The 24,132-nt window shown below is 69.9% G+C and carries 22 protein-coding genes; 11 read left to right on the top strand and 11 right to left on the bottom strand.

Annotated features, from left to right (window positions below; genetic code table 11):
• Positions 1 to 4 precede the first annotated feature (4 nt).
• From ACFOY2_RS16565 to ACFOY2_RS16555, 3 genes are all read right to left on the bottom strand, one after another.
• The gene (locus tag ACFOY2_RS16565) at positions 5 to 1,909 is read right to left on the bottom strand and encodes an outer membrane protein assembly factor BamB family protein (protein WP_379528909.1); all 1,905 of its coding nucleotides are present in this window, start codon (positions 1,907 to 1,909) and stop codon (positions 5 to 7) included.
• 114 nt (positions 1,910 to 2,023) lie between these two features.
• Positions 2,024 to 2,857 (bottom strand): siderophore-interacting protein, encoded by an 834-nt coding sequence (locus ACFOY2_RS16560; protein ID WP_379528908.1) that lies wholly within the window; start codon positions 2,855 to 2,857, stop codon positions 2,024 to 2,026.
• A 99-nt stretch (positions 2,858 to 2,956) separates the two neighbouring features.
• Positions 2,957 to 3,829 carry an alpha/beta hydrolase gene (locus tag ACFOY2_RS16555; protein WP_379528907.1) on the bottom strand — a complete coding sequence of 291 codons (873 nt, stop codon included), beginning with the start codon at positions 3,827 to 3,829 and terminating at the stop codon, positions 2,957 to 2,959.
• 259 nt (positions 3,830 to 4,088) lie between these two features.
• Between ACFOY2_RS16555 and ACFOY2_RS16550 the strand changes: the two genes are divergently transcribed.
• From ACFOY2_RS16550 to ACFOY2_RS16540, 3 genes are read left to right on the top strand one after another with little or no spacing between them, the layout of a single operon-like run.
• Positions 4,089 to 4,985 (top strand): ABC transporter permease, encoded by an 897-nt coding sequence (locus ACFOY2_RS16550; protein WP_379528906.1) that lies wholly within the window; start codon positions 4,089 to 4,091, stop codon positions 4,983 to 4,985.
• Complete coding sequence (locus ACFOY2_RS16545; protein ID WP_379528905.1) at positions 4,978 to 5,766, top strand: ABC transporter permease; 789 nt, start codon at positions 4,978 to 4,980, stop codon at positions 5,764 to 5,766. The genes ACFOY2_RS16550 and ACFOY2_RS16545 overlap by 8 nt, the downstream gene beginning before the upstream one ends.
• Positions 5,767 to 5,768: 2 nt before the next feature.
• Positions 5,769 to 6,515 carry an ABC transporter ATP-binding protein gene (locus tag ACFOY2_RS16540; protein ID WP_379528904.1) on the top strand — a complete coding sequence of 249 codons (747 nt, stop codon included), beginning with the start codon at positions 5,769 to 5,771 and terminating at the stop codon, positions 6,513 to 6,515.
• On the opposite strand, the gene ACFOY2_RS16535 is transcribed toward ACFOY2_RS16540, so the two are convergent.
• The gene (locus ACFOY2_RS16535) at positions 6,509 to 6,859 is read right to left on the bottom strand and encodes a hypothetical protein (RefSeq protein ID WP_379528903.1); all 351 of its coding nucleotides are present in this window, start codon (positions 6,857 to 6,859) and stop codon (positions 6,509 to 6,511) included. The genes ACFOY2_RS16540 and ACFOY2_RS16535 overlap by 7 nt on opposite strands.
• A gap of 252 nt (positions 6,860 to 7,111) precedes the next feature.
• On the opposite strand from ACFOY2_RS16535, the gene ACFOY2_RS16530 reads away from it, so the two are divergent.
• Together ACFOY2_RS16530 and ACFOY2_RS16525 are read left to right on the top strand one after the other, a co-directional pair.
• On the top strand, positions 7,112 to 7,657 hold the full coding sequence (locus tag ACFOY2_RS16530; RefSeq protein WP_379528902.1) for an MFS transporter: 546 nt from the start codon (positions 7,112 to 7,114) through the stop codon (positions 7,655 to 7,657).
• Positions 7,658 to 7,704: 47 nt separating this feature from the next.
• The gene (locus ACFOY2_RS16525) at positions 7,705 to 8,433 is read left to right on the top strand and encodes a YcnI family copper-binding membrane protein (RefSeq protein ID WP_379528901.1); all 729 of its coding nucleotides are present in this window, start codon (positions 7,705 to 7,707) and stop codon (positions 8,431 to 8,433) included.
• 340 nt (positions 8,434 to 8,773) lie between these two features.
• On the opposite strand, the gene ACFOY2_RS16520 is transcribed toward ACFOY2_RS16525, so the two are convergent.
• Together ACFOY2_RS16520 and ACFOY2_RS16515 are read right to left on the bottom strand one after the other, a co-directional pair.
• Positions 8,774 to 10,102: an LCP family protein gene (locus tag ACFOY2_RS16520; protein WP_379528900.1), complete on the bottom strand. Its 1,329-nt coding sequence runs from the start codon at positions 10,100 to 10,102 to the stop codon at positions 8,774 to 8,776.
• Between the two features lie 622 nt (positions 10,103 to 10,724).
• Positions 10,725 to 11,690, bottom strand: coding sequence for a neutral zinc metallopeptidase (locus ACFOY2_RS16515; protein ID WP_379528899.1), 966 nt, complete (start codon positions 11,688 to 11,690; stop codon positions 10,725 to 10,727).
• 492 nt (positions 11,691 to 12,182) lie between these two features.
• Between ACFOY2_RS16515 and ACFOY2_RS16510 the strand changes: the two genes are divergently transcribed.
• Positions 12,183 to 13,052, top strand: a complete 870-nt coding sequence (locus tag ACFOY2_RS16510; RefSeq protein ID WP_379528898.1) for a LysR family transcriptional regulator — start codon at positions 12,183 to 12,185, stop codon at positions 13,050 to 13,052.
• A 193-nt stretch (positions 13,053 to 13,245) separates the two neighbouring features.
• Here ACFOY2_RS16510 and ACFOY2_RS16505 read toward each other — a convergent pair whose 3' ends face one another.
• Together ACFOY2_RS16505 and ACFOY2_RS16500 are read right to left on the bottom strand one after the other, a co-directional pair.
• The gene (locus ACFOY2_RS16505) at positions 13,246 to 14,592 is read right to left on the bottom strand and encodes a sensor histidine kinase (protein ID WP_379528897.1); all 1,347 of its coding nucleotides are present in this window, start codon (positions 14,590 to 14,592) and stop codon (positions 13,246 to 13,248) included.
• Complete coding sequence (locus ACFOY2_RS16500; protein ID WP_379528896.1) at positions 14,585 to 15,259, bottom strand: response regulator transcription factor; 675 nt, start codon at positions 15,257 to 15,259, stop codon at positions 14,585 to 14,587. The genes ACFOY2_RS16505 and ACFOY2_RS16500 overlap by 8 nt, the downstream gene beginning before the upstream one ends.
• Before the next feature lie 127 nt (positions 15,260 to 15,386).
• Between ACFOY2_RS16500 and ACFOY2_RS16495 the strand changes: the two genes are divergently transcribed.
• From ACFOY2_RS16495 to ACFOY2_RS16485, 3 genes are read left to right on the top strand one after another with little or no spacing between them, the layout of a single operon-like run.
• Positions 15,387 to 16,520 carry a LolA family protein gene (locus ACFOY2_RS16495; RefSeq protein ID WP_379528895.1) on the top strand — a complete coding sequence of 378 codons (1,134 nt, stop codon included), beginning with the start codon at positions 15,387 to 15,389 and terminating at the stop codon, positions 16,518 to 16,520.
• Positions 16,517 to 17,491 (top strand): ABC transporter ATP-binding protein, encoded by a 975-nt coding sequence (locus ACFOY2_RS16490; RefSeq protein WP_379528894.1) that lies wholly within the window; start codon positions 16,517 to 16,519, stop codon positions 17,489 to 17,491. Before ACFOY2_RS16495 ends, ACFOY2_RS16490 begins: the two co-directional genes overlap by 4 nt.
• Complete coding sequence (locus ACFOY2_RS16485) at positions 17,478 to 18,461, top strand: ABC transporter permease (RefSeq protein WP_379528893.1); 984 nt, start codon at positions 17,478 to 17,480, stop codon at positions 18,459 to 18,461. The genes ACFOY2_RS16490 and ACFOY2_RS16485 overlap by 14 nt, the downstream gene beginning before the upstream one ends.
• Before the next feature lie 52 nt (positions 18,462 to 18,513).
• On the opposite strand, the gene ACFOY2_RS16480 is transcribed toward ACFOY2_RS16485, so the two are convergent.
• A complete protein-coding gene (locus ACFOY2_RS16480; RefSeq protein ID WP_379528892.1) occupies positions 18,514 to 20,553 on the bottom strand; it encodes a spermidine synthase in 2,040 nt (679 codons plus the stop codon).
• Between the two features lie 182 nt (positions 20,554 to 20,735).
• Here ACFOY2_RS16480 and ACFOY2_RS16475 point away from each other — a divergent pair, with 182 nt between their 5' ends.
• Positions 20,736 to 22,094, top strand: coding sequence for a S8 family serine peptidase (locus ACFOY2_RS16475; RefSeq protein ID WP_379528891.1), 1,359 nt, complete (start codon positions 20,736 to 20,738; stop codon positions 22,092 to 22,094).
• A gap of 81 nt (positions 22,095 to 22,175) precedes the next feature.
• On the opposite strand, the gene ACFOY2_RS16470 is transcribed toward ACFOY2_RS16475, so the two are convergent.
• A complete protein-coding gene (locus ACFOY2_RS16470; RefSeq protein ID WP_379528890.1) occupies positions 22,176 to 22,493 on the bottom strand; it encodes a DUF4190 domain-containing protein in 318 nt (105 codons plus the stop codon).
• A gap of 121 nt (positions 22,494 to 22,614) precedes the next feature.
• On the opposite strand from ACFOY2_RS16470, the gene ACFOY2_RS16465 reads away from it, so the two are divergent.
• The gene (locus ACFOY2_RS16465) at positions 22,615 to 23,508 is read left to right on the top strand and encodes an ion transporter (RefSeq protein WP_379528889.1); all 894 of its coding nucleotides are present in this window, start codon (positions 22,615 to 22,617) and stop codon (positions 23,506 to 23,508) included.
• Here ACFOY2_RS16465 and rpsD read toward each other — a convergent pair.
• Positions 23,462 to 24,076, bottom strand: coding sequence for a 30S ribosomal protein S4 (rpsD, locus tag ACFOY2_RS16460; protein ID WP_357810188.1), 615 nt, complete (start codon positions 24,074 to 24,076; stop codon positions 23,462 to 23,464). The two genes, ACFOY2_RS16465 and rpsD, sit on opposite strands and share 47 nt — an antisense overlap.
• Positions 24,077 to 24,132 lie beyond the last annotated feature (56 nt).

Raw genomic sequence — 24,132 nt, 5'->3', positions numbered from 1 at the left:
CGCCTCAACCGGCCAGCCCCACGACCTTCGAGCCGTCGCCCTGGACGACCGTGATCGCTCCCGGGGTCTCCAGCAACGGAGCCCCCCTCGGCCAGGGTAGGCGCCCCTCGCCCCGGTGATAGACGAACTCGACGACGTCAGGGAACCGCACCGTCTCCCCCGTGTCCCAGCGGGTGGCGACCACGGTCATGGACGCCGTCTCCTTCCCGCGCATTAACGGGATCGTCCAGAGCAGGACGTCTCGGAGGGGCAGGGTGTCCGTCCACTGCGACAGGTCAGGGGGCTTGGGGAGCGACACCTGCTTCTGCTCGCCCGCGCCGAACGGCTCCCACCGGTACGACTTCGGCCCGGGCTTCTTCCTGTCGGTGGTCAGGAGGCCATCGGCGCCGAAGCCGACGTAGCCGTCGAAGGCGGTGCGCTGCTCCTCCAGGTGGTATGGCAGGGCATCCAGGTCGAGGTCCCCGATGACCTTGCCGTCCGCCTGGGACAGCAGGAAGTCCTGCCCTCCTGTGAGCACCGCCAGAGCGTCGCCGTCAGCGGCGGCGCGGATGTCCAAGGAGGAGGGGTCGGCGCTCGTCAAGTGCTCTTGACGCCAGACCTGGCGGCCGTCGGCGGGGTCCAGGGCGACGACCCTGATCTTCATGTCCACCTCGTCGTCACGAGGACACGGAACGTGTAGATTCTCATCTGGACGGCACATCAACATCACAGCGATCACGTCTCGCAGCGCCACGTATCGCGCGAACTTGGAGTCGCCGGCGAACCTGCAGTCGTCCGGAAGCTCGTACAGCCAGCGCACCCGGTGCTCGTCCAGGTCGAAGCCGACCAGTTCGCTCGGTCCCGACTGCTGGGCAAAACCGCGCGAGGTCAGCGCCACGCCGTGGAAGCCTCCCATGCCTCCGGCCGACCTGTCGCGCTGGGAGCGGACTTTTCCGGTGTACGCGTCCAACGTCACCACCCTCGTGCTGTCGTTCGTCACGCTGAACGTGACGATGACCGTGCCCCCGTCGGGTGCGCCGAAGAGCTGGCCAGCGTAGGCGCCTGGCCTGCGGTAGTGCCAGCGCGGCAGGCCGGTGGCGGTGTCCAAGGCCACGACGCCGTCACGGACCCGGACCACGACGCCGGGGCCCGCCGGGACAGCGTTCTGTATCAGGCTCGGCGCCTCCCACTCCCAGGCGACCCTGCTGACCGCGGCGGGAATGGCCGCCGACGGCTTGACGGCCCGCTCGGCGGTGACGGCGTCGACGGGGAGCAACGTCACCGCCAGGAACGCGGCCAGCACGGCCACCGCCCCCACCCCCAGCCCGCCGACCGCACCGGCCACGACGTGGACCACCCGCACCGGCCACTTGCCCCTACCGGCACCGACCGACGCCCCCGGCTCTACGCCCTCATCGGCACCACCGGGAGACCCAGGCCCAGCACCGGCCGCCGTCGCCGGGGCCGCGCCACCGACCGACTGCTCCATCCAGGCGGTGCCCCTCAGCCGAATCGCGGCCACGACCAGCCCGGCCACCACAACGGTCTGCCCGGCGGCGAACCCGACCACCCCGAGCTCGGGGAACCCGTCCTCGAACGCCGCCGGCGCCTGCGACCAGCCGTAAGCGCCCAGCACCGCCTGGAGCACGGCACGCCTCCAGGCCTGCCGTCGCGCGTAGCTGATTTCCCGGTTCAGCAAATCCAGCTCGAAGTCGCGCAGCGACTCTCGACGCCAGGCGTACCGAAAGGCGCTGACCAGCGTGAGCACCAGCGGGATCATCATCAGCACGCCCAGGCCGAACACCAGCCCCGCCACAACCGGTTGCCCCGGCTCGGAGGGCGCGGACAACCAGTCGGCGTACGCCCACCCTGTCACGGCGATTCCCGCCGCCGTCACTCCTGCCCCGAACCAGGGCCAACGCGTGATCACGTAAGCCTCGAACGGCCGGACTGACAGTTATGTTCCGGAATTGTCAGCCGCGATCTAACGTGTGCACTCTAGGTCAAACGTGTGCATTCTTTATTAAACGTGGCGCCGGATTGTTCAGCCGGCGTAGGCGGACTCCTCGGCCTCGACCTGGCGGTTCCAGTCGCCCTTGGCCGCGCGCCAGCCCTCGTCGTCAACCCCGGTCCGCCAATATCCGGAAATGGAGAGCCGATCCATCCCGATCCCCCGGTCAAGCCGCAGGAACCGGCGGAGCTCCTTGACGAACCCCGCCTCCCCGTGGACGAACGCATGCACCTCACCGTCGGGGAACTCCAGCCCGCGCACCGCCGTCACGAGCCGCTCCCCCACCGGCCGCTCACCCCGATAGACCCACACGACCCGCGCGTCGGCGGCGGTTTCGAGCTTCTGCTCGTCCTCGGGGCCGTCCACCTCCAGCAGGACGTGCGCCACGGCCCCGTCAGGCAGCGACTCCAGAGAGGTCGCGATGGCGGGCAGCGCGCTCTCGTCGCCCACCAGGAGGTGCCAGTCGGCGCCCGGGTCGGGCGCGTAGCCGCCGCCGGGGCCCAGCAGGAACACCACGTCGCCGGGCGCGGCCCGCTCGGCCCACGGCCCGGCCAGCCCCGAGTCGCCGTGGACGACGAAGTCGATGGTCAGTTCGCGGGTGTCAGGGTCCCAGGCGCGTACGGTGTAGGTCCGCAGCCTCGGCCACAGCTCGCGCGGCATCGTCTCGCGGCAGGTCTTGACGCTGAACGGCTCGGGATACTCGACCCCCTCGTACGGAAAAACGATCTTCACGTAGTGGTCGGTGAGTCCTGAGGTGGCGAAGTCGGCCAGACCGTCGCCGCCGATCACGATGCGGATCATGTGCGGAGAGATCCGCTCGGTCCGCAGGACGGCACCTCGGTGGTGGTCCTTGGTCTTCTCAGCCATCCGGAAAGCCCCCAGAGCAAGTTAGGTATACCTAACCTTACACGTTTCTGATTTGGCAAGGCTACGCCCCCGTCCGCGAAAGGGACAGGCCACCCCTGATCAGGCCGCCGCCGAACCCCCGATCGAAGCGGGCCTGGCCGCCACCGCGCGCAGGAACTGGCCCATGTGCCGGAACGCCAGCCGCGCCTCCGGCACCACGTCCGCCAGGATCGGGAACACGTGCGGCATGCGCCGCCATTCCTCGTACCGGACGGGCACCCCCGCCAGGCGCGCCCGTTCGGCCACCCGCCTGGCCTCGTCCCGCAGCACCTCGGTCGAGCCCGTCACGATCATCAGCGGCGGCAGCCCCGTGAAGTCCCCGTTCACCGGCGAGACGAGCGGGTCGCTGGGGTCCAGGCCGGAGGTCCAGCGGCGGGCCAGCCAGCGCACCCGGCTGGCCGGGAGCAGCGGATCCTGCCAGCTGTTCGCCCGGCGCGGGAAGTCGGTCAGGTCCGCCCACGGCGACAGGCAGATCGCCGCGGCCGGCAGCGGCAGCCCCGCGTCGCGCAGCGCCAGCAGCGTGGCCAGCGTGAGATGGCCGCCCGCCGAATCCCCCGCGAAGACGATGTCCTCGGGGGTGTGGCCGCGCCCCAGCAGGCAGTCGTAGGCGTCCAGCGCGTCCGCCAGGGAGTCGGCCAGCTTGTGGACGGGCCCCTGCCGGTAGTCGAGCGCCAGCACGGGCCGCCGGGCCGCCGCCGAGAGCCGCCAGGTGATCGAGCGGTGCGTGCGCGGCGAACCGGAGAAGTATCCGCCCCCGTGGAAGTAGAGCGCCACCTTGCGCTCGTCGAGCCGGTGGCCGCCCCGCACCCACTCGCCGCCGCACGCGGAGAGCTCGGCGGGCAGGACCGTGACGTGCTGCGGATGCGGCACGTTGACCAGCCGCGCGAGATCGCCGAGGCGGGCCGCGCCGATGAGGGCCAGCGGATGGCGCATCAGCAAACTGGAGGCCGGCTTCACCGTCCCTCTCATGAGACCGGTCAACGCACGGGCCTGCCAGCTCAAGGGGTAGTCGGGCACTACATCCCTGTCGATCCGCATATCGACCCTCCGATGAGGATTCTTCCCTTCAGGCCGCGTGGTCCTACCGATGAGTAAGTAACACATCCCTAACGTGGATTTTTCACCCATGTGACATGTCGGCCCGCATGTCCGGCCGCCCGACCGCTGAGCGATTTGTGGTGAATTAAACGCGTTGCCGAGCCCCGCGCCCGCAACGCATAATCCATGCTTCCCGTCGGCGAACCCGTGCCCGGGACCAGGCACGCTCCGCAACCGTGCCCTCACCCTCCGGAGGTGCAAAACCATACCGCTCTATGCCCGGCTCGTCCGGTACGGCTTCCGCAAACACGCCACCTACGTCTGGGCCGCACTCGCCGGCGCGTTCACCAACAGCGTCTTCGGCATCCTGCGCGCCTACATCCTCATCGCCCTGTGGCAGGCCCGCCCCGGCCTGGCCGGCTACGACCTCGCCGACGCCGTCACGTACTGCTTCATCACCCAGGCCTTCATCGGCCCGATGCAGCTGTTCGGCGGCGGCCTCGGCATCCCCGAACGCATCCGCAGCGGCGACATCGCCCTCGACCTCGTCCGTCCCGCCTCACTGCAGCTCTGGAGCCTCGCCGAAGACCTCGGCAGGGCCCTGTACCTGTTCATCGTGCGCGGCCTGCCGCCCATGTTCGTCGGCGCGGCGGTGTTCGGCATCCTCGTCCCCACCGACCTCGGCCAGTGGCTCGCCTTCCTGACCGGCTTCATGATCGCCACCGTGGCCAGCTTCGGCTGGCGTTACCTGGTCGCGCTGTCGGTCTGCTGGCTCGTCGACGACCGCGGCGTGGCCGTGTTGTCGCTGGTCCTGACGACGTTCATGAGCGGCATGATGGTGCCCCTGCACATCTTCCCCGGCTGGTTCGCCGACCTCGCCCGATCGCTGCCCTGGGCCGCCATGGTCCAACTGCCCACCGACCTCTACCTCGGCAAGGGCCCCGTCCTGGAGACGCTCGCCCTCCAGGCGTTCTGGGCGGCCGTGCTGCTCGGGCTCGGCGCCCTCGGCACCAGGGCGATCCGCCACAAGGTGGTGATCCAGGGTGGTTAGAACGTACTTCCTGCTCGTGTGGACGTGGACCCGCGCCGCCGCGGCCTACCCCGCCTCGTTCGCGCTGATGTGCGTGCTCGGCTTCGTCACCGCCGCCCTCGACGTCGCCGTCATTCTGGTCATCTTCGCCAACACCACCACCCTCGCCGGGTTCTCCCGTGATGAGGTCCTCTTCCTGTACGGGGCCGCGGCCCTCCCCTTCACCATCTGCGACACCTTCGTCAGCAACATCGACCGGGTCAGCCAGCACATCAAGGCCGGCACCCTCGACACCGTCCTCATCAGACCCGTCAGCGCGTGGGTCCAGCTCACCGCAGACCGCTTCAACGCCAGCAGGGCCGGCCGCATCCTGCAGGCCGTCCTCGTGCTCGGCTACGCCGTCGCCGCGCTCGGCCTCGACTGGGGGCGGACCTGGATGATCCCCGTCATGGTGCTCACCGGCCTGGTCATCTTCTCGGCGCTGTGGACGCTGGGCGGCGCGCTGCAGTTCGTGCTGACCGACGCGCCCGAGGTGATCAGCTCCTTCACCTACGGCGGTCTGCAGCTCACCCAGTACCCGTTCAGCATCTACGGCCGCGACCTGGTCAGCGGCGTGACGTACGTGCTCCCGCTGGCCTTCGTCAACTGGCAACCGGGGCTGTACATCCTCGGCAGGGACGACCCCTTCGACACGCCCGAATTCCTGCGTTTCCTCGGACCGGCCGCCGCGCTGGTCCTGTCCCTGCTGGCCGCGCTGGCCTGGCGGCAGGGCATCAGGCACTACCGATCCACGGGGAGTTGACGATGATCGAACTCGACGGGGCAGGACGCACCTTCAAGGTCAAACGGACCGTCGTCCACGCCGTGCGCGACCTGTCGTTCACCGTGTCGGCCGGGGAGTTCGTCGGCTACCTCGGCCCCAACGGCGCGGGCAAGTCCACCACGATCAAGATGCTCTGCGGCATCCTCACGCCCACGTCGGGCCGGGTGCGGGTGGCGGGCCTCGACCCGTCGCGGCGGCGCACGACGCTGGCGCGGCGGATCGGGGTGGTGTTCGGGCAGCGGACGACGTTGTGGTGGGATCTGCCGCTGTTCGATAGCTTTCAGCTGATCCGACACCTTTACAAAGTAGATCGCAGTGCGTTCGAGTCACGGCTCGACGAGCTGACCCAGACGCTCGACCTGGGCGCGTTCCTGCGCACGCCGGTGCGCCAGCTCAGCCTGGGCCAGCGCATGCGCGGCGACCTCGCGGCGGCGCTGCTGCACGCGCCCGACGTGCTGGTGCTCGATGAGCCGACGATCGGGCTCGACGTGGTCAGCAAGGCCGGCATCAGGGAGTTCCTGCTGCGGCTGAATGCCGAACAGGGCACGACCGTGCTGCTGACCACGCACGACCTCGGCGACATCGAACGCCTGTGCCGCCGGGTCATGCTGATCGACCACGGGCGACTGGCGTTCGACGGCACGCTCGACGACCTGATGGCCACGGCGCCCGAGCAGTCGTCGATCGAGGACGTGGTCGCCCGCCTCTACACCGGCACAGCTCAGTAGTAGCTGCCCTCCGGCGTGGTCTCGTAGTCCTCGTCCTCGTCGTCATGCGGGCGCGACCAGCGCGACGGCATCAGCACGGGGATGAACAGGACCACGCCGAGCAGGGCGAACACACCCGTGGTCAGCAAGGTCTTGTCGCCGAGCCCGGCGTCCCTGACGATCTGGTGCATCGACGGCTCGGCCGGGATGAACGACAGCGCCCTGTTCACATCGAGCGAGTACACGACCGTCCAGGCCAGCAACACCATCGACGGCACGAACGTCGCCACCGGCGAGACGCGGCCCGCGACCACCAGCCCGACCACGAGGCCGACGGCGGCCATCGCGCCCAACGCTATCCACATTTTCTGACTGTCCGGTGGGGCCGCCGCCACACTGCCGGCGGCCTGCTGCACAGCCCACCCCCCGCCGCCCAGGATGGCGACTGTGACCACGAGCCCGATGAGCAAACCTGCTACGTGCCGCAACACTCTCACCTCGATGTCGACGTAATTCGGCACGACACTAGCGACAAATGCCCATTTCAGACCACCCGTTGCGCAGCTTCTCACTCCGGGCCCCACGACACCCCGCCCCGTGAGAGCATGGCCACACCCATGCGTGCGCAACTCCCCCTGAGGCTCGCGCGGACGGCCGCCTTCGCCGCCGTCTGCGTGGCTCTGGCCGCGCTCGCCCACGTGATGGGCGGCGGCGCGGCCCCCGAGTCGTGGGCGGCCGGGCTCGGCCTCGCGGGCGTGTCCGCGCTCGGGCTGGCGCTGTGCGGCAGGGAACGTTCGACGGGGACGATCACCCTCGTGCTCACCGGGGCGCAACTCGGGCTGCACGAACTGTTCGCGGGCGAGGGCGAGGCCTACGTCCTCGTCCACGGCCACTCCCAGGGTGAGGGCGGGCTGGCCGTCAACGCCGGCATGCTCCTGACCCACCTGACGGCGACCCTGATCACGGGCCTGTGGCTGGCGCGCGGCGAGGCCGCCCTCTGGTCGCTGCTGCGCCGCGCCGGCCGCCGGCTCGTCGTACTGTTGCCGCGCGTCGCCGTCCCCGCCGCGCTCCGTGCCGTACCCGTCGTCTTCACCCGGACGGTCCCGCCGCAGCCGGGCTTCCGGCACTGCGTGGCCAGGCGTGGTCCTCCACTTCCCGCCTGACCATCTGACACCCCTGCCTTTTTCTTTCACCCAAGTGGAGTTTCCGCATGTCCTTCGCACGCCGTGCGGCGATCGTGCTCGCCGCCGCCACCGCCCTCACCGCCGGGCTCGCCGTCCCCGCCCTGGCCCACGTCTCCATCCAGCCGGGCAGCGCCGAGCAGGGCGGTTTCACCAAGGTCGCCTTCCGGGTGCCGAACGAGCGCGACAACGCCTCGACCGTCAAGATCGAGGTCTCCTTCCCCACCGACCACCCGCTGGCGTTCGTGTCGGTCAAGCCCCTGCCCGGCTGGGACGTCAAGGTCACCGAGGGCAAACTGCCCGCACCCGTCAAGACCGAGTACGGCGACCTGAAGGAGGCCGTCACCAAGGTCGTCTGGTCGGGCGGCAAGATCAACCCTGGGGAGTTCCAGGAGTTCGAGGTGTCCATGGGGCAGTTGCCCAAGGACGTGGACTCGCTGGTGTTCCCGACCAAGCAGACGTACTCGGGGGGTGAGGTGGTGGACTGGGCCGACGCCCCCAAGCCCGACGGGACCGAGGCCGAGCACCCGGCTCCCACGCTCAAGCTCGTGCCCGCCGTCGGCGGCGACGGCCACGGGGCCGCCTCCGCCTCGCCCGGTGCGGCCCCGGCCGCCGCGACACCGTCGGTGAGCACGGTGGCGGCCTCGTCGGCCGGCTCCGACGGGACGGCCCGGGTGCTGGGAGGCGCGGGACTCGCGGTGGGCGTCATCGGCGCGATCCTCGGCTTCCTCGGCCTCCGCCGCCGCCCCTCCGCCTGACCCAACCCACTGCCCCAGAGCTTTATCGGGCTCCGCAGGGCAACAACCCCCTGCCCCCTTGGCCTCATCACCAAGGGGGCAGGGGTCAGCCCCTGGGGGCCGGCCGCCCGACCGTGGATCACCGCATCAGCCCCGGGGCACCGGAGACCACCGCCCCGGTCCCCGCATGGTCCCGTTGATGCGATGGCCCCGGGGCGCTCAGCGGCTCCGAGACACGTCCGTGTGCCCCGAGCGACCCTCAAGCTCACGCCAGGTCCAAGAGCCGTCGGGAGCTCAGGGGCCGCGCCCCTGAGGCCGCCCAGGCGGCGCTGACGGTGGCCCGGTCAGCGCCGGAAGCTCGCTAGAGGCCGCAGAGTTCGTCGAGGGACTTGGCGCTGCCCTTCTGGCCGTTTCGGGTCGGCGTCTCCGAAGGTGTGCTCGTCCGGGTCTTGGCAGGTGTGGCGGTGGTGTTCGGCGAGGCGCTGACGTTGGCGGTCTGCGCCCGGGCGGGTCGCGTCGAGTCCTGGATGGCCTTGCGCGTGGCCTGGCGGATCTTGACCCAGTCGGGGCGGCCGGAGTAGAAGTCCGGCGGGACGAACTGGAGGCTGGTGATCTTGGCGTCCTTGACCTTGAGCGCCAACTGCATCAGCGGTTCCAACAGGGGCTCGGGGATGTTCGTCTGGGCCATCCGCTTGGCCGCGCCGACGATCTTCGTGAAGTTGGCGAGGATCACGGTGGGCGTGGCCTGCTTGGCGAAGGCGCCGATGACGCAGCGCTGGCGCGACATGCGAGAGAAGTCGTCGCTGTTGACGCGGGAGCGGCCGTACCAGAGAGCCTCCTCGCCGCTCAGCTTGCGGTCGCCCGCCTTGATCGTGCCGGCGGTGCCGTAGAGGCCGCCCCAGCGAACGTCCTGCTCCACCCTGATCCTGATGCCGCCGATGGCGTCGACCAGGTGCGCGAAGCCGTACATGTTCATCATCGCGTAGTAGTCGATCTTGAGGTTCAGCGAGTAGCCGATGGCGTCCATCAGCGCCCGAGGGCCCTTGTTCTTGCCGCCCATGATCTGCGGGTTTTCGTCGGCGTACTGCCAGACCTCGTTGAGCAGGCCACCGTTGGGCAGCTCGGCCATGTAACCGTTCGGGAACTGCTTGCGCAGCGGCGAGGACGGCGGGAAGCGCACGTGCTGCAGGTTGCGCGGCAGGCTGAACAGGACCGTGTTCCCGGTCTTGACGTCGATGCTGGCCACGTTCATGCTGTCGGTCCGCACACCGGTGCGGTTGCCCGCCGCGTCGCCACCGATCAGCAGGAAGTTCACGCGGTCTTTGCCGTCCCAGGGGTCCGCGGGGTTCTGGGCCACCGGCTGGCCGTCGGAATCGGCGCCCGAGGGAAAGATGCCGCGGACCGCGTCCCGCGCGGTCATGAAGGTGCCGGCCACGACGCCGAAAGGCGCCATCACGGCCACGCACAGCACGCCCACCACGATTCCGGTGACCACCTGGCCGTGCTGGTTGAGCTTGTTCGGGCCGAGCACGACGTATGAGGTCACCAGCAGCGCGAACCACGCCAGCGCGCATATGGAGGCGACGATGATCGCCGCGAGCATCACGTCGGAGTCGGCGAAGGAGGTCAGACCCGACAGCCCCTGGGTGAGCCAGTAAGCCAGGATCGCGAGCAGGAGCACCGCGTACACGCTGACGAGCGCCAGCCCGGTACGGCGGTGCCCGGCGCGCAGGTGGGCGGCGCCGGGCAGGATGGCGGACAGTGCGGTCCACCCGAGGACGGAGGCGGGGGTCAGCGGCGCGGCGAACCGCGGAGCTGCCGACCCGGAGCCCGGACGCCGCCGCGACGACGAACCGGAACCCCGGCCAGATCCGGACTCAGCCGATGAACCAGAAGCCCGGCCTGACCCGGACCCACCCGATGAACCGGATGACCGGCCGGAACCAGCCGACGAACCGGAGGATCGGCCGGATCCAGTCGATGAGCCGGAGGCGCGGCCGCTCTTGGCCGAGCCGGAAGCCGAGTCAGATCCAGCCGATGAGCCGGAGGTCCGGCCGGGTTTGGCGGACCCGGACCCGGCTGAACCGGACTCTGCCGAGCCGGAGGCCGGGCGCGGTCGGCGAGTGGGGCGCCGTTTCCTGCCTCCTGGCACGGTGTCTCCCCCATCGCGACTGCTCACACCGGCTCCTTCACACGCCTACCAGGCAAAACCGAGGTTTGCCTCCCAATGGGCACAAGATTGCCAGGATTCTAGTCCCCATACCTGGACATCAGAGACATGTGCCCAAGCTGAGATGAACTCCACGTGCACTTCACGAGACGGTCGAGGACGGCGCCATCCACGTATTGCACTGGTGGGTCTTGCTTTTCTCCCAGCCCTGACGGAACCAGCGGTTGTTGTTCACGGGCGTGCCGTGGTCGCGCGGGTAGCCCGGCTGGTCGCCGACCCGCCCGTAGAACCAGTAGAGGCGCCCCCTGTTGGTCGTGGAGATCGGGTACGACGTCGCCACCGACCGCATCCACATCCCGGCGAAGCAGGTGGCCTGCAGCTCCAGCCGCCTGCTCAGCGCCAGCCTGGCGCTCTGGCCGGACTCCGCCTCGCTGGACCAGTACGACTCCATCAGGCCCGTGATCTTCTGCACGTGGTGGCCGTACTCGTGGGCCATGATGCTGGTGATGGAACCGTGCCAGGACAGGAGCTGGCCGTAGCCCGCGGAGCTGCCGTTGCCCCTCGTCGTGGCGGAGGTGGAGACGTAGATCGTGTGGTTGCGCGGGCAGTAGTACGGCACGATGCTCCCCGGAGACGGATAGTCCCCGCACGCACCCCGGCCCTTCTTGGCCGCGATGGCCCAGTTGGGCTTGCTGAACTGGATGCCCTTTTTCTGCAGGATCGACCCCCACCCCTGGTCCATGCATCTGCTCGTCTTCATGATCAGCGCCTTGAGCTGGCCGTGGTTGTAGATGTTGACGTTGCCCGCCTGGCAGTTCATCCGGGGCAGGGCGCCCGCCAGGTACATCGTGTTGTTCTTCAGGCTCCTGTTCACGGTGACGGGCGGGGGCGTGGGCTCGTCCGTCTCCGTCTGGGTCCGGGTCCTGGTCGGGAACGGTTCGTCGTCGTCCTCGGTGGTGCTCTCCGACGGCGAGTACGTCGGGATCGCGACCGGATTCGTGGTGTCCGACCTGTCGGAGCCGCGCATCATCGCCGCCCCGATGACCACCAGCACGAACAACGCCGCCATCCCGCCGAACACCACGCCGAGCACCCCGACGACGCCCATGCCCGACTTCCTGGGCGGCGGCGGCCGGTGCCACTGCCGGGGCGGCATGGGGGGCGGCGGCTGAGGCTGCGGATACTGCGGCCCCTGGGGAGGGATCGGCGCCTGCTGGTACGGATTTCCCTGAGGATGGGCCGGGTACGGATTTCCCTGCGGAGGCGGCGGTGGCGGATACTGGCCGCCGCCCTGAGGCTGCGGCTGCCGATGGCCGGGTGGCGGCCAGGGCAACGAAGGTGGCCTGCGTGGCTGCCCTGGCCCCTGGGGCGGATGTGGATAGTGCCCGTTCCCTGCCACCGTGTTCCCCCGTTCACGTGGTTGTCCGGAATGGATGGTCTTGGACCACGACTAGTCGGACCTTTGCCAAATTTGGGGCAGAAGCTTACTGATTTATCATCCGTCACGGAAGTAGCAGCGCACGGTTACAGTCCGAAATCATTCGAGGTGATCTCCGCTATCTCCCGGTCCGCGCGGCGATCGGTGTCCTAGCTTTTTGGCATGAATCTCCAGCAGCTCCGCTATGTGGTCGCGACTGCGGAGCACCGCACCATGACCGACGCGGCCAGGTCGCTCTACATCGCGCAGCCTGCGCTATCCCGCGCGATCCGCGATCTGGAGCGGGAGCTCGGCATGACGCTCTTCGCTCGTTCAGGCCGTGGCGTGGTCGTCACCACTCAGGGCCGCCGGGTGGTCAAGCTGGCGAGGCAGGCACTCGACGCCGTTCACGAAATCGAGGGCCTGGCCAACCACGGCGCCATCACGGAGGCGGAACTCCGCATCGCCTCCACGCCCACTCTCGAACCCGGCCTCGCCGGGCGGCTGCTTCCCGCCTACGCGGCCGAGCATCCGGGGGTGCGCGTGCACATCGTGCGTTGCGACGGCAGAGACGGCGTCGTCAGCGCCATCAGGGACCAGCGGGCCGACCTCGGTCTGACCGACCTGCCCGTACCGGCCGATCTCATCACCCACCCGCTCGAGCGCCAGGAGATCGTGCTGGTCTCCCCGCCCGGGCTCAGACTCCCCGACCCGGTGCCGATGGGCCGGCTGCACGGGATGCGCCTGGCGCTTCCCGCCCGCGGCAGCCTGCGGCGCAGAGAGCTCGACGCGATGTTCGGCAAGTACTCGGTGACCCCGGTCGTCGTGCTCGAAACCGACGAGCGCAACGGCTGGCTCAACGCGGTGCGCACCGGGCAGGCGTCCCTGCTGTGGTATCGCGGCCTGGCCGAGCAGGCCTCCCGCGCCGGCCTGGTGGTGCGTTCGCTCGAACCCGCCGTACGACGGGTCATCGGCGTCGTGCACGCCCGTCGCCGCCTGCCGCTCATCGCCCAGGACTTCCTGTCCACCGCGGAAAAGGGGACAGCCGCCTGACCCGATTCGGAACGCTCCATGATCCGTCCACGACGAAACCAGGGCCCGGAGAACGACGACCGAGCCCAGGGGGCCCGGCGAAAACGCCGTGCCCCTGAGGGCCTCCCCCAGCCCCCGCGCTGAGCACCGCTCCGGTCGCCCGCGCATTCGACGAACAACCCCGCCCGATCCTCCGGCGTGCCCACACAGGGCCTCAACGGGACACGGGCAGCCGTACCACCACCCGCAACCCCGGCGAGGCGTCCTCCAGGAAGACCGTGCCGCCGTGCGCCCGCACGGTCTCGCGGACGATCGCCAGCCCGAGCCCGGTTCCGCCCTCGTCCCTGCTGCGCCCTGAGTCGAGGCGGGTGAAGCGGTTGAAGACGCGTTCGCGGTCCTGCTCGGGGATGCCGGGCCCGTCGTCGGTGACCGTCAGGACGCCGTCGGCGGTCAGCGCCACCTCCACTTTGGAGGAGGTGTGGCGGGAGGCGTTGTCCATGAGGTTGGTCAGCACGCGGCTCAGATCGAGGGCGTCGCCGCGGACGACGACGGGATCGCAGACGGTCAGGCGGGCCTCGGCGTAGCGGTCGACGGTGTGACGCACCACCTCGTCGAGGTCGACGGGCTCGCGCCTGGCGGGCACGCCGCCGCGCTCGTCCAGCCGGGCCAGGGCCAGCAGGTCCTCGGCCAGCCTGGACAGCCGCATCGTGTCCTCAAGCACACCCTCTGCCGTCTCCTGCCAGTCCTGGCCCTGCGGGTGCCCGAGCGCCACTTCGAGCTGCAGCCTGATGCTGGCCAGCGGGCTGCGCAGTTCGTGGGCGGCGTCGGAGACCAGCGCGCGCTGGCGCTGCTCGGCGTCCTCCAGCCGGGACAACATGTCGTTGAGCGTGGTGGCCAGCGAGTGCACCTCGTCGCGCGACTGCGGCACCGGCAGCCGGCGCGATCTGGCCGTGTGCGTGATGTCGGCCGCGCCCTTGCGCAGCGCGGTGATCGGCCGCAGCGTGCGCCCGATCATCAGCCAGCTCGCTATCGCGAGCAGCACGACCAGCGCGGGCGTGCCGACGAGCAGCACCCGGCCCGCGGTGCCGAGGCTGTTCTGGATCTCGCTGATGGGCCTGGCCGCGATCACCGTCTGCCCTCGGTCGGCGCGCAGCACGATCACCCGCAGGAATCCCGGCAGCGCGTACGGCCTGCCGTCCAGCAGCGTGGCCTGCCCGTTCCGCAACACTTTCGTCCTGGCCTGGGCGTCGAGCAGCGGCACCATCCGGTCCGCGCCGTAGGTGACGTGCGTGATGCGGCCACCGGCGTCGATGACCTGCACGATCGTGCCGTCGTGGGTGGTGATCGGGCTGGTCAGCGTGCCGGCGTCGGCCGCCACCCGCACCGCCTGCGCCTGCTGCCTGGTGGACTCGTCGACGGTGTCCATCAGCGCCCGTTCCAGGACGCTGACCAGCACCGAGGCCGACAGGGCCAGCGCCAGCGCGAGCACGGCGGCGGCCGCCACCGTGAGCCTGAACCGCAGCCCCTGGCGCCGCCACCAGATCAGCGGGGACTCAGCCACCGTCGCCCGCCAGCCGGTAGCCCGCGCCGCGCACGGTCTGCAACGCGTTCCTGCCGAACGGGGCGTCGATCTTGCGGCGCAGGTAGCCGACGTACACCTCGACCACGTTCGGGTCGGTGTCGAAGGTGTCCCAGACGTGCTCCAGGATCTCCGCCTTCGACACGACCTCGTCGTGCCGGCGGATCAGGTACTCCAGCAGCGCGAACTCTCTGGGGGTCAGCTCGATCGGGGTGCCGTCCCGCTCGACTTTTCGCCGCGCCGGGTCCAGCGACAGGTCGCCGGCCACCAGCACCGACGGCCGCCGTCCCGAGTCGCGCCGCAGCAGGGCCCGCAGCCTGGCCACCAGCACCACGTAGGAGAACGGCTTGGTGAGGTAGTCGTCGGCGCCCAGGTCGAGCCCGTCGGCCATGTCGTACTCGCCGTCCTTGGCCGACAGCATGAGGATGGGCACCCAGTTCTCCTCGGCGCGCAGCCGCTTGCACACGTTGTAGCCCGACAACCTGGGCAGCATGATGTCGAGCACCACGATGTCGTAGTCGCCGTGCCTGGCCGCGTGCAGCCCCTCTTCGCCGTCATGGGCGAGGTCGACGGCGAACCCCTCAGCTTGGAGCCCCCGTTGCAGGGCCGCCGCCATCCGCCGCTCGTCCTCGACGACAAGTACTCTCATGTGGTGATTCTCCTGTTCCCGCCCTGAGACGACGCTGAGAAGGCTGAGAGTTGTCTCAGACAGTCTCAGGTCCTCCTAAGGATGCGTCACGCAGGCTGTGTGTATCGACATACCGTTAAGGAGTGAGATGCGCAGAGGCACGTTCGTGAGGTGGGGAGTCCCGGTCGCGGCCGCGGCCGTGATCGGAGCCGCGGTCGGCGCCGGTCCCGTCATAGCCGCGGTGAGCGGCGAGCCCACGCTGCCGGAACGCACGGCCGCGCAGTTGCTGGCCGACGCCACGGCGGCGACCGGCAAGAGCGTGGAGCCGATGTCCGGCACCGTGCAGCAGACGGCGTCGCTGGGCCTGCCGGCGCTGCCGGTCGAGGGCGCGGCGTCGCCGCTCAGCCTGCTGTCCGGCTCGCACGAGGTGAAGGTCTGGTACGGCGCCGAAGGCAAGCTGCGGGTGGCCATGCCGACCCAGCTCAACGAGACCAACCTGGTCGTCAACGGTGAGCAGGCCTGGTACTGGGACAGCTCCACCAACACCGCGACCAAGATGACGATCAAGGGCGGCGCTGACAAACAGCACGCCATGACCACGCCGAAGCCGACCGACCTGACGCCGCAGCAGGCGGCGCAGAAGCTGCTGGCCAACGTGGACGAGCACACCACCGTCCGCGTGATCAACACGGCCGAGGTGGCGGGCCGCCCGGCCTACCAGCTCGTCGTGGCGCCCAAGGACGAGGGCTCGCTGATCCAGGAGATCCGCATCGCGCTCGACGGGGAGAACTACGTCCCGCTGCAGGTGCAGGTGTACGCCAAGGGGTCGGCCGAGCCGGCGTTCCAGGTCGGGTTCACGCAGGTGACGTTCACGCCGCCGGCGCCCGAGAACTTCACCTTCACCCCGCCCGCGGGCGCCAAGGTGGAGGAGGCGACGTTCGGCGAGAACGACTTCGGCCCGAATGCCGAGAAGAAGGCCGAGCACGCCAAGGACGTCGCGGGCGATGCCAAGTTCGTCGGCCAGGGCTGGGCGTCCGTGGCGGTCGTCCCGTTCTCGCTGTCGGACCTGCCGTCCGGGCAGGAACAGGGGCGTGGCCAGGGCGCCAACCCCCAGGCGGTGCTTGACACCGTGCTCAAGTCCGCCACCCCGGTGAGCGGCACGTGGGGCTCGGGCAAGCTGATCAAGACCAAGCTTGCCACCGCCCTGCTGACCGACGACGGCCGCCTCCTGGTCGGCGCGGTCACCCCGGAGGAGATCGTCAAGGCGGCGGGCACCAAGTGACCACCGTCACGACAGAAGCGGGGGCGCCCTTCGGGGCGGCCCCGCCCTCCGGGGACGGCGCCATCGTCACGGAGGGGCTGACCAAGCGCTTCCGCGGCGGCCAGGTCGCGGTGGACGCGCTGGATCTGAGCGTGCCGCGCGGCTCGGTGTTCGGCTTCCTGGGGCCCAACGGCTCCGGCAAGACGACCACGATCCGCATGCTGCTCGGTCTGATCGCGCCCACGGCGGGCGAGTACGCGGTGCTCGGGCTGCCGCAGGCCCAGGCGCTGCCCAGGGTCGGGGCGCTGGTCGAGGGCCCGGCCTTCTATCCGTACCTGTCGGGCATGGCCAACCTGCTGCGCTTCGACGCCGCCGACCCGACCGCCGCCCGCGGCACGGCCAGGCGGCGCGCCGCCGAGGCGCTGGAGCGCGTGGGGTTGTCGGCCGCGGCGGGCAAGCGCTTCCGCAACTACTCCCTCGGCATGCGTCAGCGGCTGGCCATCGCCGCCGCCCTGCTCGGGCCGCGCGAGCTGCTCATCCTCGACGAGCCGACCAACGGGCTCGACCCGCAGGGCACCCGCGAGGTGCGCGCGCTGGTCAAGGAGATCGCCGCCGACGGCACCACGGTCTTCGTCTCCTCGCACCTGCTGGCCGAGGTCGAGCAGATGTGCACGCACGCCGCGATCATGCGGACCGGCAAGCTGGTCGCGCAGGGCACGATCGCCTCGCTGAGCGGCGGGCGGGTGGCCCGCGTCAGGGTGGAGACGCCCGACGCGGCTGACGCCGGCCGGGTGCTCGGGATGCTCGGCCTGACCGACGTGCTCGTCCAGGACGGCGAGGTGACGGCCGAGCTCGGCGGGCACGCGCCGGAGGCGATCAACGCCACGCTGGTGGGGGAAGGCGTGGCCGTACGGGGGCTGGCCGTGGTGCGTCCGAGCCTCGAGGACGTGTTCGTCAGACTGACAGGGGAGGGATTCGATGTCGACGGCTGAGACCCGGACCCAGGCCGGCGAGACGTCGCCCGCGCAGACGGGCGCGGCCCGTCGCGAGCCGGGGCTGGTCCCGGTGGCCGAGACGCTGCGCAGCGCGGAGCGTCACCCGGGCGAGCCGGCGCCTGCTCCTGCCGCCTCGCCCGCCAGGGCCGCGGGGGCGTTGTGGCGGCTGCTCGGCTCGGAGCTGGGCCTGACCTTCCGCCGGCCGCGCAACCTCGCGATGCTGACCGTGCTCGCCGTGGTGCCCGTCATCATCGGCGTCCCGCTCCGGCTCATGAGCGACGACTCCGACCAGGGAATGGGCGGCTTCATTCAGAACGTCGCGGGCAACAGCCTCATGCTGACGTTCATGGCGTTCTCCTTCCTCGTGCTGCTGCTGATGCCGGTCGCCGTCAGCGTGGTGGCGGGCGACTCGATCGCCGGCGAGGCGGGCGGCGGGACGCTGCGCTACCTGCTGGCCGCGCCGGCGGGCCGAACGCGGCTGCTGCTGGTCAAGTACCTCAACGCGGTCGTCTTCGCCTACGCCGCCACCGTGGTCGTGGCCGCCTCGGCGCTGGTGACGGGGCTGATCCTGTTCCCGGCCGGGCCGGTGACGCTGCTGTCGGGGACCACGATCCCGATGGCGGAGGGGCTGCTGCGCATCCTCATCACGGTCGGCTACGTCGGAGCCGGCATGGCGGCCCTGGCCGCCGTCGCGTTGGCGCTGTCGACGTTCACCGAGGTGTCCATCGGGGCCATCGCGGGCACGATGGTGCTCATCATCGTCTGCCAGGTGCTGCGGGCCATCCCGGAGTTGTCCGCGATCGCGCCCTACCTGCTGCCGACCCGGTTCACGGACTTCGACGCGGTCCTGCGCAGCCCGATCGACACGGGGGCGCTGTCAGGCGGGCTGCTGACGTTCGGCGCCTACATCGTGCTGTTCGGGTCGATCGCGTGGGCGCGCTTCTCCGGCAAGGACATCACCTCCTGAGCGGGGCCGGGGGCGCACCCGCGTCGTTCCCCGGCCCCTCGGGAGTCGTCTCTCACACCACCGCGGTGCTCTTTCTCGGCAGCAACGCCAGCGCTCCGAGGTAGAGGACGGCCGCCACGATGAGCAGCCCCTTGTAGCCGATCACCAGGGCCACGTACTCCAGGCAGCCGCCCACCATGGCGCCCAGCAGGTTCGCGCCGAAGGAGGTGGTGGCGTCGGCGGTGTCGGCGAAGCGCTTGGCGAACACGACGTTCGCCGCGAAGATCGGCAGGAACGCCACCGTCACGGCCGCCACCGCGCGCAGGGGCAACGGGAGCGACAGCAGCCACTCGTTCGGCACCAGCCAGGCCAGCAGCAGCCCCGCCAGCAGCACCCCGTACATGACGGGCAGGGGTGGCATGCGGAAGCGGCGGGTCACCTCGACCGCGCACAGCACCGCGACCAGCACGCCGGCGAAGACGATCGCGTTGACCACCCACGTGGTGCCGAACAGCAGCGCGAACCCGGTGACGCTCTTGGTTTCCAGCAGCATGAACGCCACGCCCAGCAGGAACAGGTCCGCGTACGGGCGCATCCGCTTGTACGGGCCCGCCACGACGCGGACGGCCAGCAGGCTGACGATGAGGATCAGGCCCAGCGTGATGATGTAGATGGGCGGGATCGTGGCGTCTTTCAGGTAGAGGAAGGGCCGGTCGTCGTTGGCGGGCCGAGGGGTGCCGGGGGCGGCGCCCGGCCACTCGCTCGCGCAGCGCTGGGCCGGCGGGGTCAGGCCCGCGGTGATGACGGCCTGCTGCCCGGCGGTGCTGACGACGTCGACGCACGGCTTGTGGCCGAAGGCGCTCTGCATGGTCGAGGCCAGGCGGTCGACGAGCCAGCTCTCGCGGTAGTAGTTGTACATCGAGAACGTGCCGCCCGGCTTGAGGTGGGCGCGGGCGGCCTTCATGGCCTCCTCGGTGAACAGGTAGCTCTCCAGGCGCAGGGAGCTGGCCCCGGAGACCAGGGTGAGCGAGTCGGGCAGGGCGAACAGGATCAGGTCGTACTTTCTGCCCGTACGTTCGAGGAAGGCGCGGCCGTCGGTGACGTGGGTGGTGACGCGCGGGTCGTCATAGGGCTTGTCGGGGTGGACCGAGCCGCCGAGCTCGCGCAGCTTGGGGTCGATCTCCACGGCGTCGACGTGGCTCGCGCCCTTGGACAGCGCGATCGCGACGTCGGTGCCGCTGCCCGCGCCGACGATGAGCACGTCTTTGGGCGGCTTGGTGGTGCGCTCGTACGGCAGCCCGTACTGGCGCTCCCACTGCAGCCTGACGGCGGCGGGCACGGCCTGCTGGTGCGGGATGCCGTTGACGGCGATGTCGGTGACCAGGACGCCGAGCTGCTGGAGCTGCCTGGTGGTCACCTTGTAGTACGGCGACCAGATCGCCCCCGCGGTGAGCGTCTCGGCCAGCAGCAGCCCGACCACGACCAGGGACGGCACGCTCACCAGCGCCGCATACAGCACGCGCGGCCTGGGCAGCAGCAGCACGCCGTAGCAGACGGCCGCGATCAGCCCCCAGAAAACCGGCGGCGCGCTCAGGAACGACAGCGCCGTGAAGGCGGCGATGCCGGTGAGGCTGCCGATCAGGTCGTAGCGGTAGGCCTCGAGGCGCGGCAGCTCGGGGAAGCAGCGGCCGACGAGCTCGGCCGGGCCCATGAGGATCAGCGCGGCGGCGCAGAAGATCACCGGCAGGATCAGCCAGGCGGGCGGCCCGCTGGTGCTCAGGCTCGTCCAGTACAGGACGCCCTCGGTGTTCCTGTCGACGGTGACCGGGAAGGTCAGCACGACGATGACCAGCACGGCCAGCACGATGGGCGAGTAGTACGGCTGCCGCCGCGAGCGCCCCACGCGCAGGAAGCCGAGCCCGATGCCCAGGAACGAGCCGAGCAGCACGAAATTGGTGAAGTAGCTGAGGTGGACGATGTTGGATCCGGTCCACCTGATCAGCGCCAGCTCGAGGAAGAGCATGAAAGCGCTGGCGAGAACGAGCCGCGGTCGCACCGCCAGCCAGTGCTCCCTTTCCCCGTCAGTGACCGGCTTCTGCGCCTGGAGCGTCATGAAGCTTCACCGTAGTGAACGGACCGAAAACAAGGAAGTCTGACAGGGCAGAAGAATTGTCGTCCGCTTCGCCCCAATTGAGGCATTCTCGCAGGTCAGAACCCCGAAATTGGCTGGACGAGCACCGTTCGATGAAGGAATGTTGGGACGTTCATTCCCTCCACTTGATTCGGTGGTGACACATGCGGGTTCTCATTCAGCTCCGCCCCTCGCCCGATCTCGTCGCGGCCGTCGCCGATCCCGGCCGGACCGCCACCACGGCCGACGTCGCCGACGGGCTGCCCGGCGTCGAACTCGACACGGCCTTCGTCCCCGTCGCCGTCCCCAGGCCCGTCCCCGCGGCGGGCGGCGACCCCCTCTCGCTCAACCAGCCGCTCGACTTCTCCCTGGCCGCCGAGGACGCCTCCGTGCTGGTGCGCGGGACGATCTCGGACGACGAACTGACCTCCAGGGTCGCCCTGCTGCCCACGCTGCGCCCCGACGTCGTGGGCGTCTTCTCCGATCCCGTCATCGAGTCCACGCCGACCTGCGGCGGCGATCCGCCGGTCGGCGACTGGCACGACGTCGAACGGCTGCTGAACGTGCCAGGACTGCGCGCCGAGGGCTTCGACGGCGCCGGCGTGGCGCTGGCGGTGGTCGACACCGGCATCAACGCCGCCCACACCGCGAGACACCTCGGCCGCGGCGTCACCGTGGACGCGGCGCGGTGCTGGAGCCCGGCGGGCGTGCGGGGCAGACCAGGCGAGTTCGAGGTCGACCACGGGACGATGTGCGCCTTCGACGCGCTCATCGCCGCCCCGCAGGCCTCGCTGATCGACATCCCGCTGCTGCTGTCCACCCGTCCCGGCGGGTCGTCCATGGACGGGCTGCTGTCGGACGCGGTCGCCGCCTTCGCGCACCTGCGCACCGTGCTCGACGCCCAGCCCGCCGCCACCAGGGCCCTGGTCGTGAGCAACTCGTGGGGGTCGTTCTCTCCTGAATGGGACTTCCCCGTCGGACATCCGGGCAACTACTCCGACAATGCCGCCCACCCGTTCAACCTGATGGTGGCCAGCCTGGACCGAGCGGGCGCCGACGTGCTGTTCGCGGCGGGCAACTGCGGACGCGAGTGCCCCGACGCGCGCTGCTTCTTCCCCGACCGGTCCATCGTGGGCGCCAACTCCCATCCGAAGGCCCTGTCGATCGGCGGCATCGACGTCAACGGGGAGCGGGTGGGGTACTCCTCGCAGGGTCCTGGACGGCTGACCGCCCGTAAACCGGACCTCTGCTCATACACGCACTTCTCCGGCTCCAAGGCGTTCGGCGACGCCGAGCCCGACTCGGGCACCTCGGCGGCCACGCCGGTCGCGGCGGGGCTCGTGGCGGCCGTGCGTACCCGCTGGCCCGCCACGAAGCTGTCGCCCGCGCAACTGCGGGCGCTGCTGCGGCGCACGGCGCAGGACCGCAGCGAGGTCGGCTTCGACGACGACTACGGGTACGGGAACCTGGACCCGGCGGGCATCATCGCCGCCCTCGGCCGACGGGCCAAGAGCACGCCCTGACGTTGAACCCGGCGGGCCGCCCGCCCTCCCGACGCGGCCCGCCCGAACCCCGCGCCAACTGCTGAAAGGAGCTGGTGTAGCTCAGTAGGAGGAGGGCGAGGAGATACTGGCGATCATTCCGATGCCGAACATCAGGACGAAGACCCCGACGCCGATGATCATCAGGGCCGAGCTGATGATGCCGCAGATGCGCCCGGCCTGGATGGTGCCGCGGTTCTCGAAGTAGTGGCCGCTCTCGTCGATCTCGCGCAGCGCCTTGTTGCCCATCACCCAGGCGAACGGGCCGAGGATGCCGCAGACGACCAGGCTCAGGATGCCCAGCACGAGGATGGTCGTGCCGTTCGGGTGGCTCTGCGGCGGCGGCCCGTAATAGGAAGCGTCATAGTTCGGGTAAGACATGATCTGGTGGAGCCCCCTCGCCGACCGGCTGTCTGGTGGGTTTTTATACCACAGTCAATGTCTTGATCATGTTACGCCATCATGGTAGGGCATATGATCCACCTCTTAGGAGCCTGCCCCCGTGCGTGAACGCACCCGCGCCGTCCTCGCCCATCGGCATTTCCAGCGGTTCATCATCGCCGCCATCCTGATCAACGCGGCCACTCTGGGCTTAGAGACGTTCCCGGCCGTCGTCGAGAGCTACGGCCCTCTGCTCACCGCGATCGACCACATCGCCCTCTACATCTTCGTCGCCGAGATGGCGGCCAAGATCTACGTGGAGCGCGCGGCGTTCGTCCGCGACCCGTGGAACATCTTCGACGCCATCATCGTCGGGATCGCCCTCGCCCCCGCCACAGGCGGCCTGTCCGTGCTGCGCTCGCTGCGCATCCTGCGCGCGCTGCGGCTGCTGTCGGTCGTGCCGAGCCTGCGCCGCGTCGTCTCGGCGCTGCTGCGCGCGATGCCCGGGATGAGCTCGATCGTGGTGCTGCTCTCCCTGGTGCTCTACGTGGCCGCCGTCATGGCCACCAAACTCTACGGGCAGGCCGCCCCCGACCGCTTCGGCAGCCTGCCGACCTCGCTGTTCACCCTGTATCAGACGATGACGGGCGACGACTGGGGCAACATCGCCAGGGACGTGATGGAGCAGCACCCCACGGCCTGGATCTTCTTCACCACGTTCATCCTGGTGTCGACGTTCGTGGTGCTGAACCTGTTCCTCGCGGTCGTGGTCAGCGCCATGGACGAGGAGAACGCCGAGGAGCGGGCCGCGCGGAACGACACCACCACGGCCCACACCCAGCAGATCCTCGACGAGCTGGCCGCGCTGCGCAAGGAGGTCGCCGAACTGCGCGACATGCAGCAGGACCACGCCGCCGCGGTGGCGAACGGCGCCGCGGCCAACGGCAGCCAGACCAACGGTGTCAAAACTAACGGGAGTAAAACTCCACGACGAGCTGCTCGTCGACGGGGATGACGATCTCCTCGCGCTCCGGCCGGCGCGTCAGCGTGACGCGCAGGCCGGCGTGGTCGGCCGAGAGGTAGGGGGCGATGCGCTCGTCGGCGTGGATGCCTTCGGCGGCGGCCACGAACGGCTGCATCGCGCGCGACCGCTGCCTGACCGTGATCACCTGTCCTGGCTTGACCAGGTAGCTGGGGATGTCCACCTTGCGGCCGTCCACGGCGATGTGCCCGTGGCTGATGTACTGCCGGGCGGCGTAGATCGACGGCGCGAGCCCGGCCCGCAGCAGGACCGAGGCCAGCCGGGTCTCCAGCAGCGTGACGAGCTCGGCGCCCGACGCCCCCGGCTTGCGCAGCGCCGTGTCCCAGTAGCGGCGCAGCTGTCGTTCCGACACGTCGTAGTACCAGCGCAGCTTCTGCTTCTCCATCAGCCGCAGACCGTAGTCTCCGGTGCTTCGGCGGTTGGTCTTCCTGCCGTGCTCGCCCGGCGGGTAGGGACGCTGCTCGAAGTAGCGGACGGCTTTCCTGGTCAGCGGGACGCCCGCGCGACGCGACAGTCGCACCTTGGGGCCGGTGTAGCGCACGTTCACCTCAATGTGATTAGGTAATCCTTACTTAGGTAAGGCTAACCTACCATGCT

It is taken from the genome of Nonomuraea purpurea (genome assembly GCF_042650645.1).
Classification (GTDB): Bacteria; Actinomycetota; Actinomycetes; order Streptosporangiales; family Streptosporangiaceae; genus Nonomuraea; species Nonomuraea purpurea.
This window is presented reverse-complemented; position numbering and strand designations above follow the sequence as displayed.

What these genes read in the sequence shown, in the direction of transcription:
- ACFOY2_RS16540 (WP_379528904.1), top strand. Translation starts at nt 5,769, where the DNA reads ATGATCGAACTCGACGGGGCAGGACGCACCTTCAAGGTCAAACGGACC.
- ACFOY2_RS16500 (WP_379528896.1), bottom strand. Translation starts at nt 15,259, where the DNA reads ATGAGAGTACTTGTCGTCGAGGACGAGCGGCGGATGGCGGCGGCCCTG.
- ACFOY2_RS16510 (WP_379528898.1), top strand. Translation starts at nt 12,183, where the DNA reads ATGAATCTCCAGCAGCTCCGCTATGTGGTCGCGACTGCGGAGCACCGC.
- ACFOY2_RS16495 (WP_379528895.1), top strand. Translation starts at nt 15,387, where the DNA reads ATGCGCAGAGGCACGTTCGTGAGGTGGGGAGTCCCGGTCGCGGCCGCG.
- ACFOY2_RS16555 (WP_379528907.1), bottom strand. Translation starts at nt 3,829, where the DNA reads ATGCGCCATCCGCTGGCCCTCATCGGCGCGGCCCGCCTCGGCGATCTC.
- ACFOY2_RS16530 (WP_379528902.1), top strand. Translation starts at nt 7,112, where the DNA reads ATGCGTGCGCAACTCCCCCTGAGGCTCGCGCGGACGGCCGCCTTCGCC.
- ACFOY2_RS16525 (WP_379528901.1), top strand. Translation starts at nt 7,705, where the DNA reads ATGTCCTTCGCACGCCGTGCGGCGATCGTGCTCGCCGCCGCCACCGCC.
- ACFOY2_RS16485 (WP_379528893.1), top strand. Translation starts at nt 17,478, where the DNA reads ATGTCGACGGCTGAGACCCGGACCCAGGCCGGCGAGACGTCGCCCGCG.
- ACFOY2_RS16470 (WP_379528890.1), bottom strand. Translation starts at nt 22,493, where the DNA reads ATGTCTTACCCGAACTATGACGCTTCCTATTACGGGCCGCCGCCGCAG.
- ACFOY2_RS16480 (WP_379528892.1), bottom strand. Translation starts at nt 20,553, where the DNA reads ATGACGCTCCAGGCGCAGAAGCCGGTCACTGACGGGGAAAGGGAGCAC.
- ACFOY2_RS16475 (WP_379528891.1), top strand. Translation starts at nt 20,736, where the DNA reads ATGCGGGTTCTCATTCAGCTCCGCCCCTCGCCCGATCTCGTCGCGGCC.
- ACFOY2_RS16535 (WP_379528903.1), bottom strand. Translation starts at nt 6,859, where the DNA reads ATGTGGATAGCGTTGGGCGCGATGGCCGCCGTCGGCCTCGTGGTCGGG.
- ACFOY2_RS16560 (WP_379528908.1), bottom strand. Translation starts at nt 2,857, where the DNA reads ATGGCTGAGAAGACCAAGGACCACCACCGAGGTGCCGTCCTGCGGACC.
- ACFOY2_RS16515 (WP_379528899.1), bottom strand. Translation starts at nt 11,690, where the DNA reads ATGGGCGTCGTCGGGGTGCTCGGCGTGGTGTTCGGCGGGATGGCGGCG.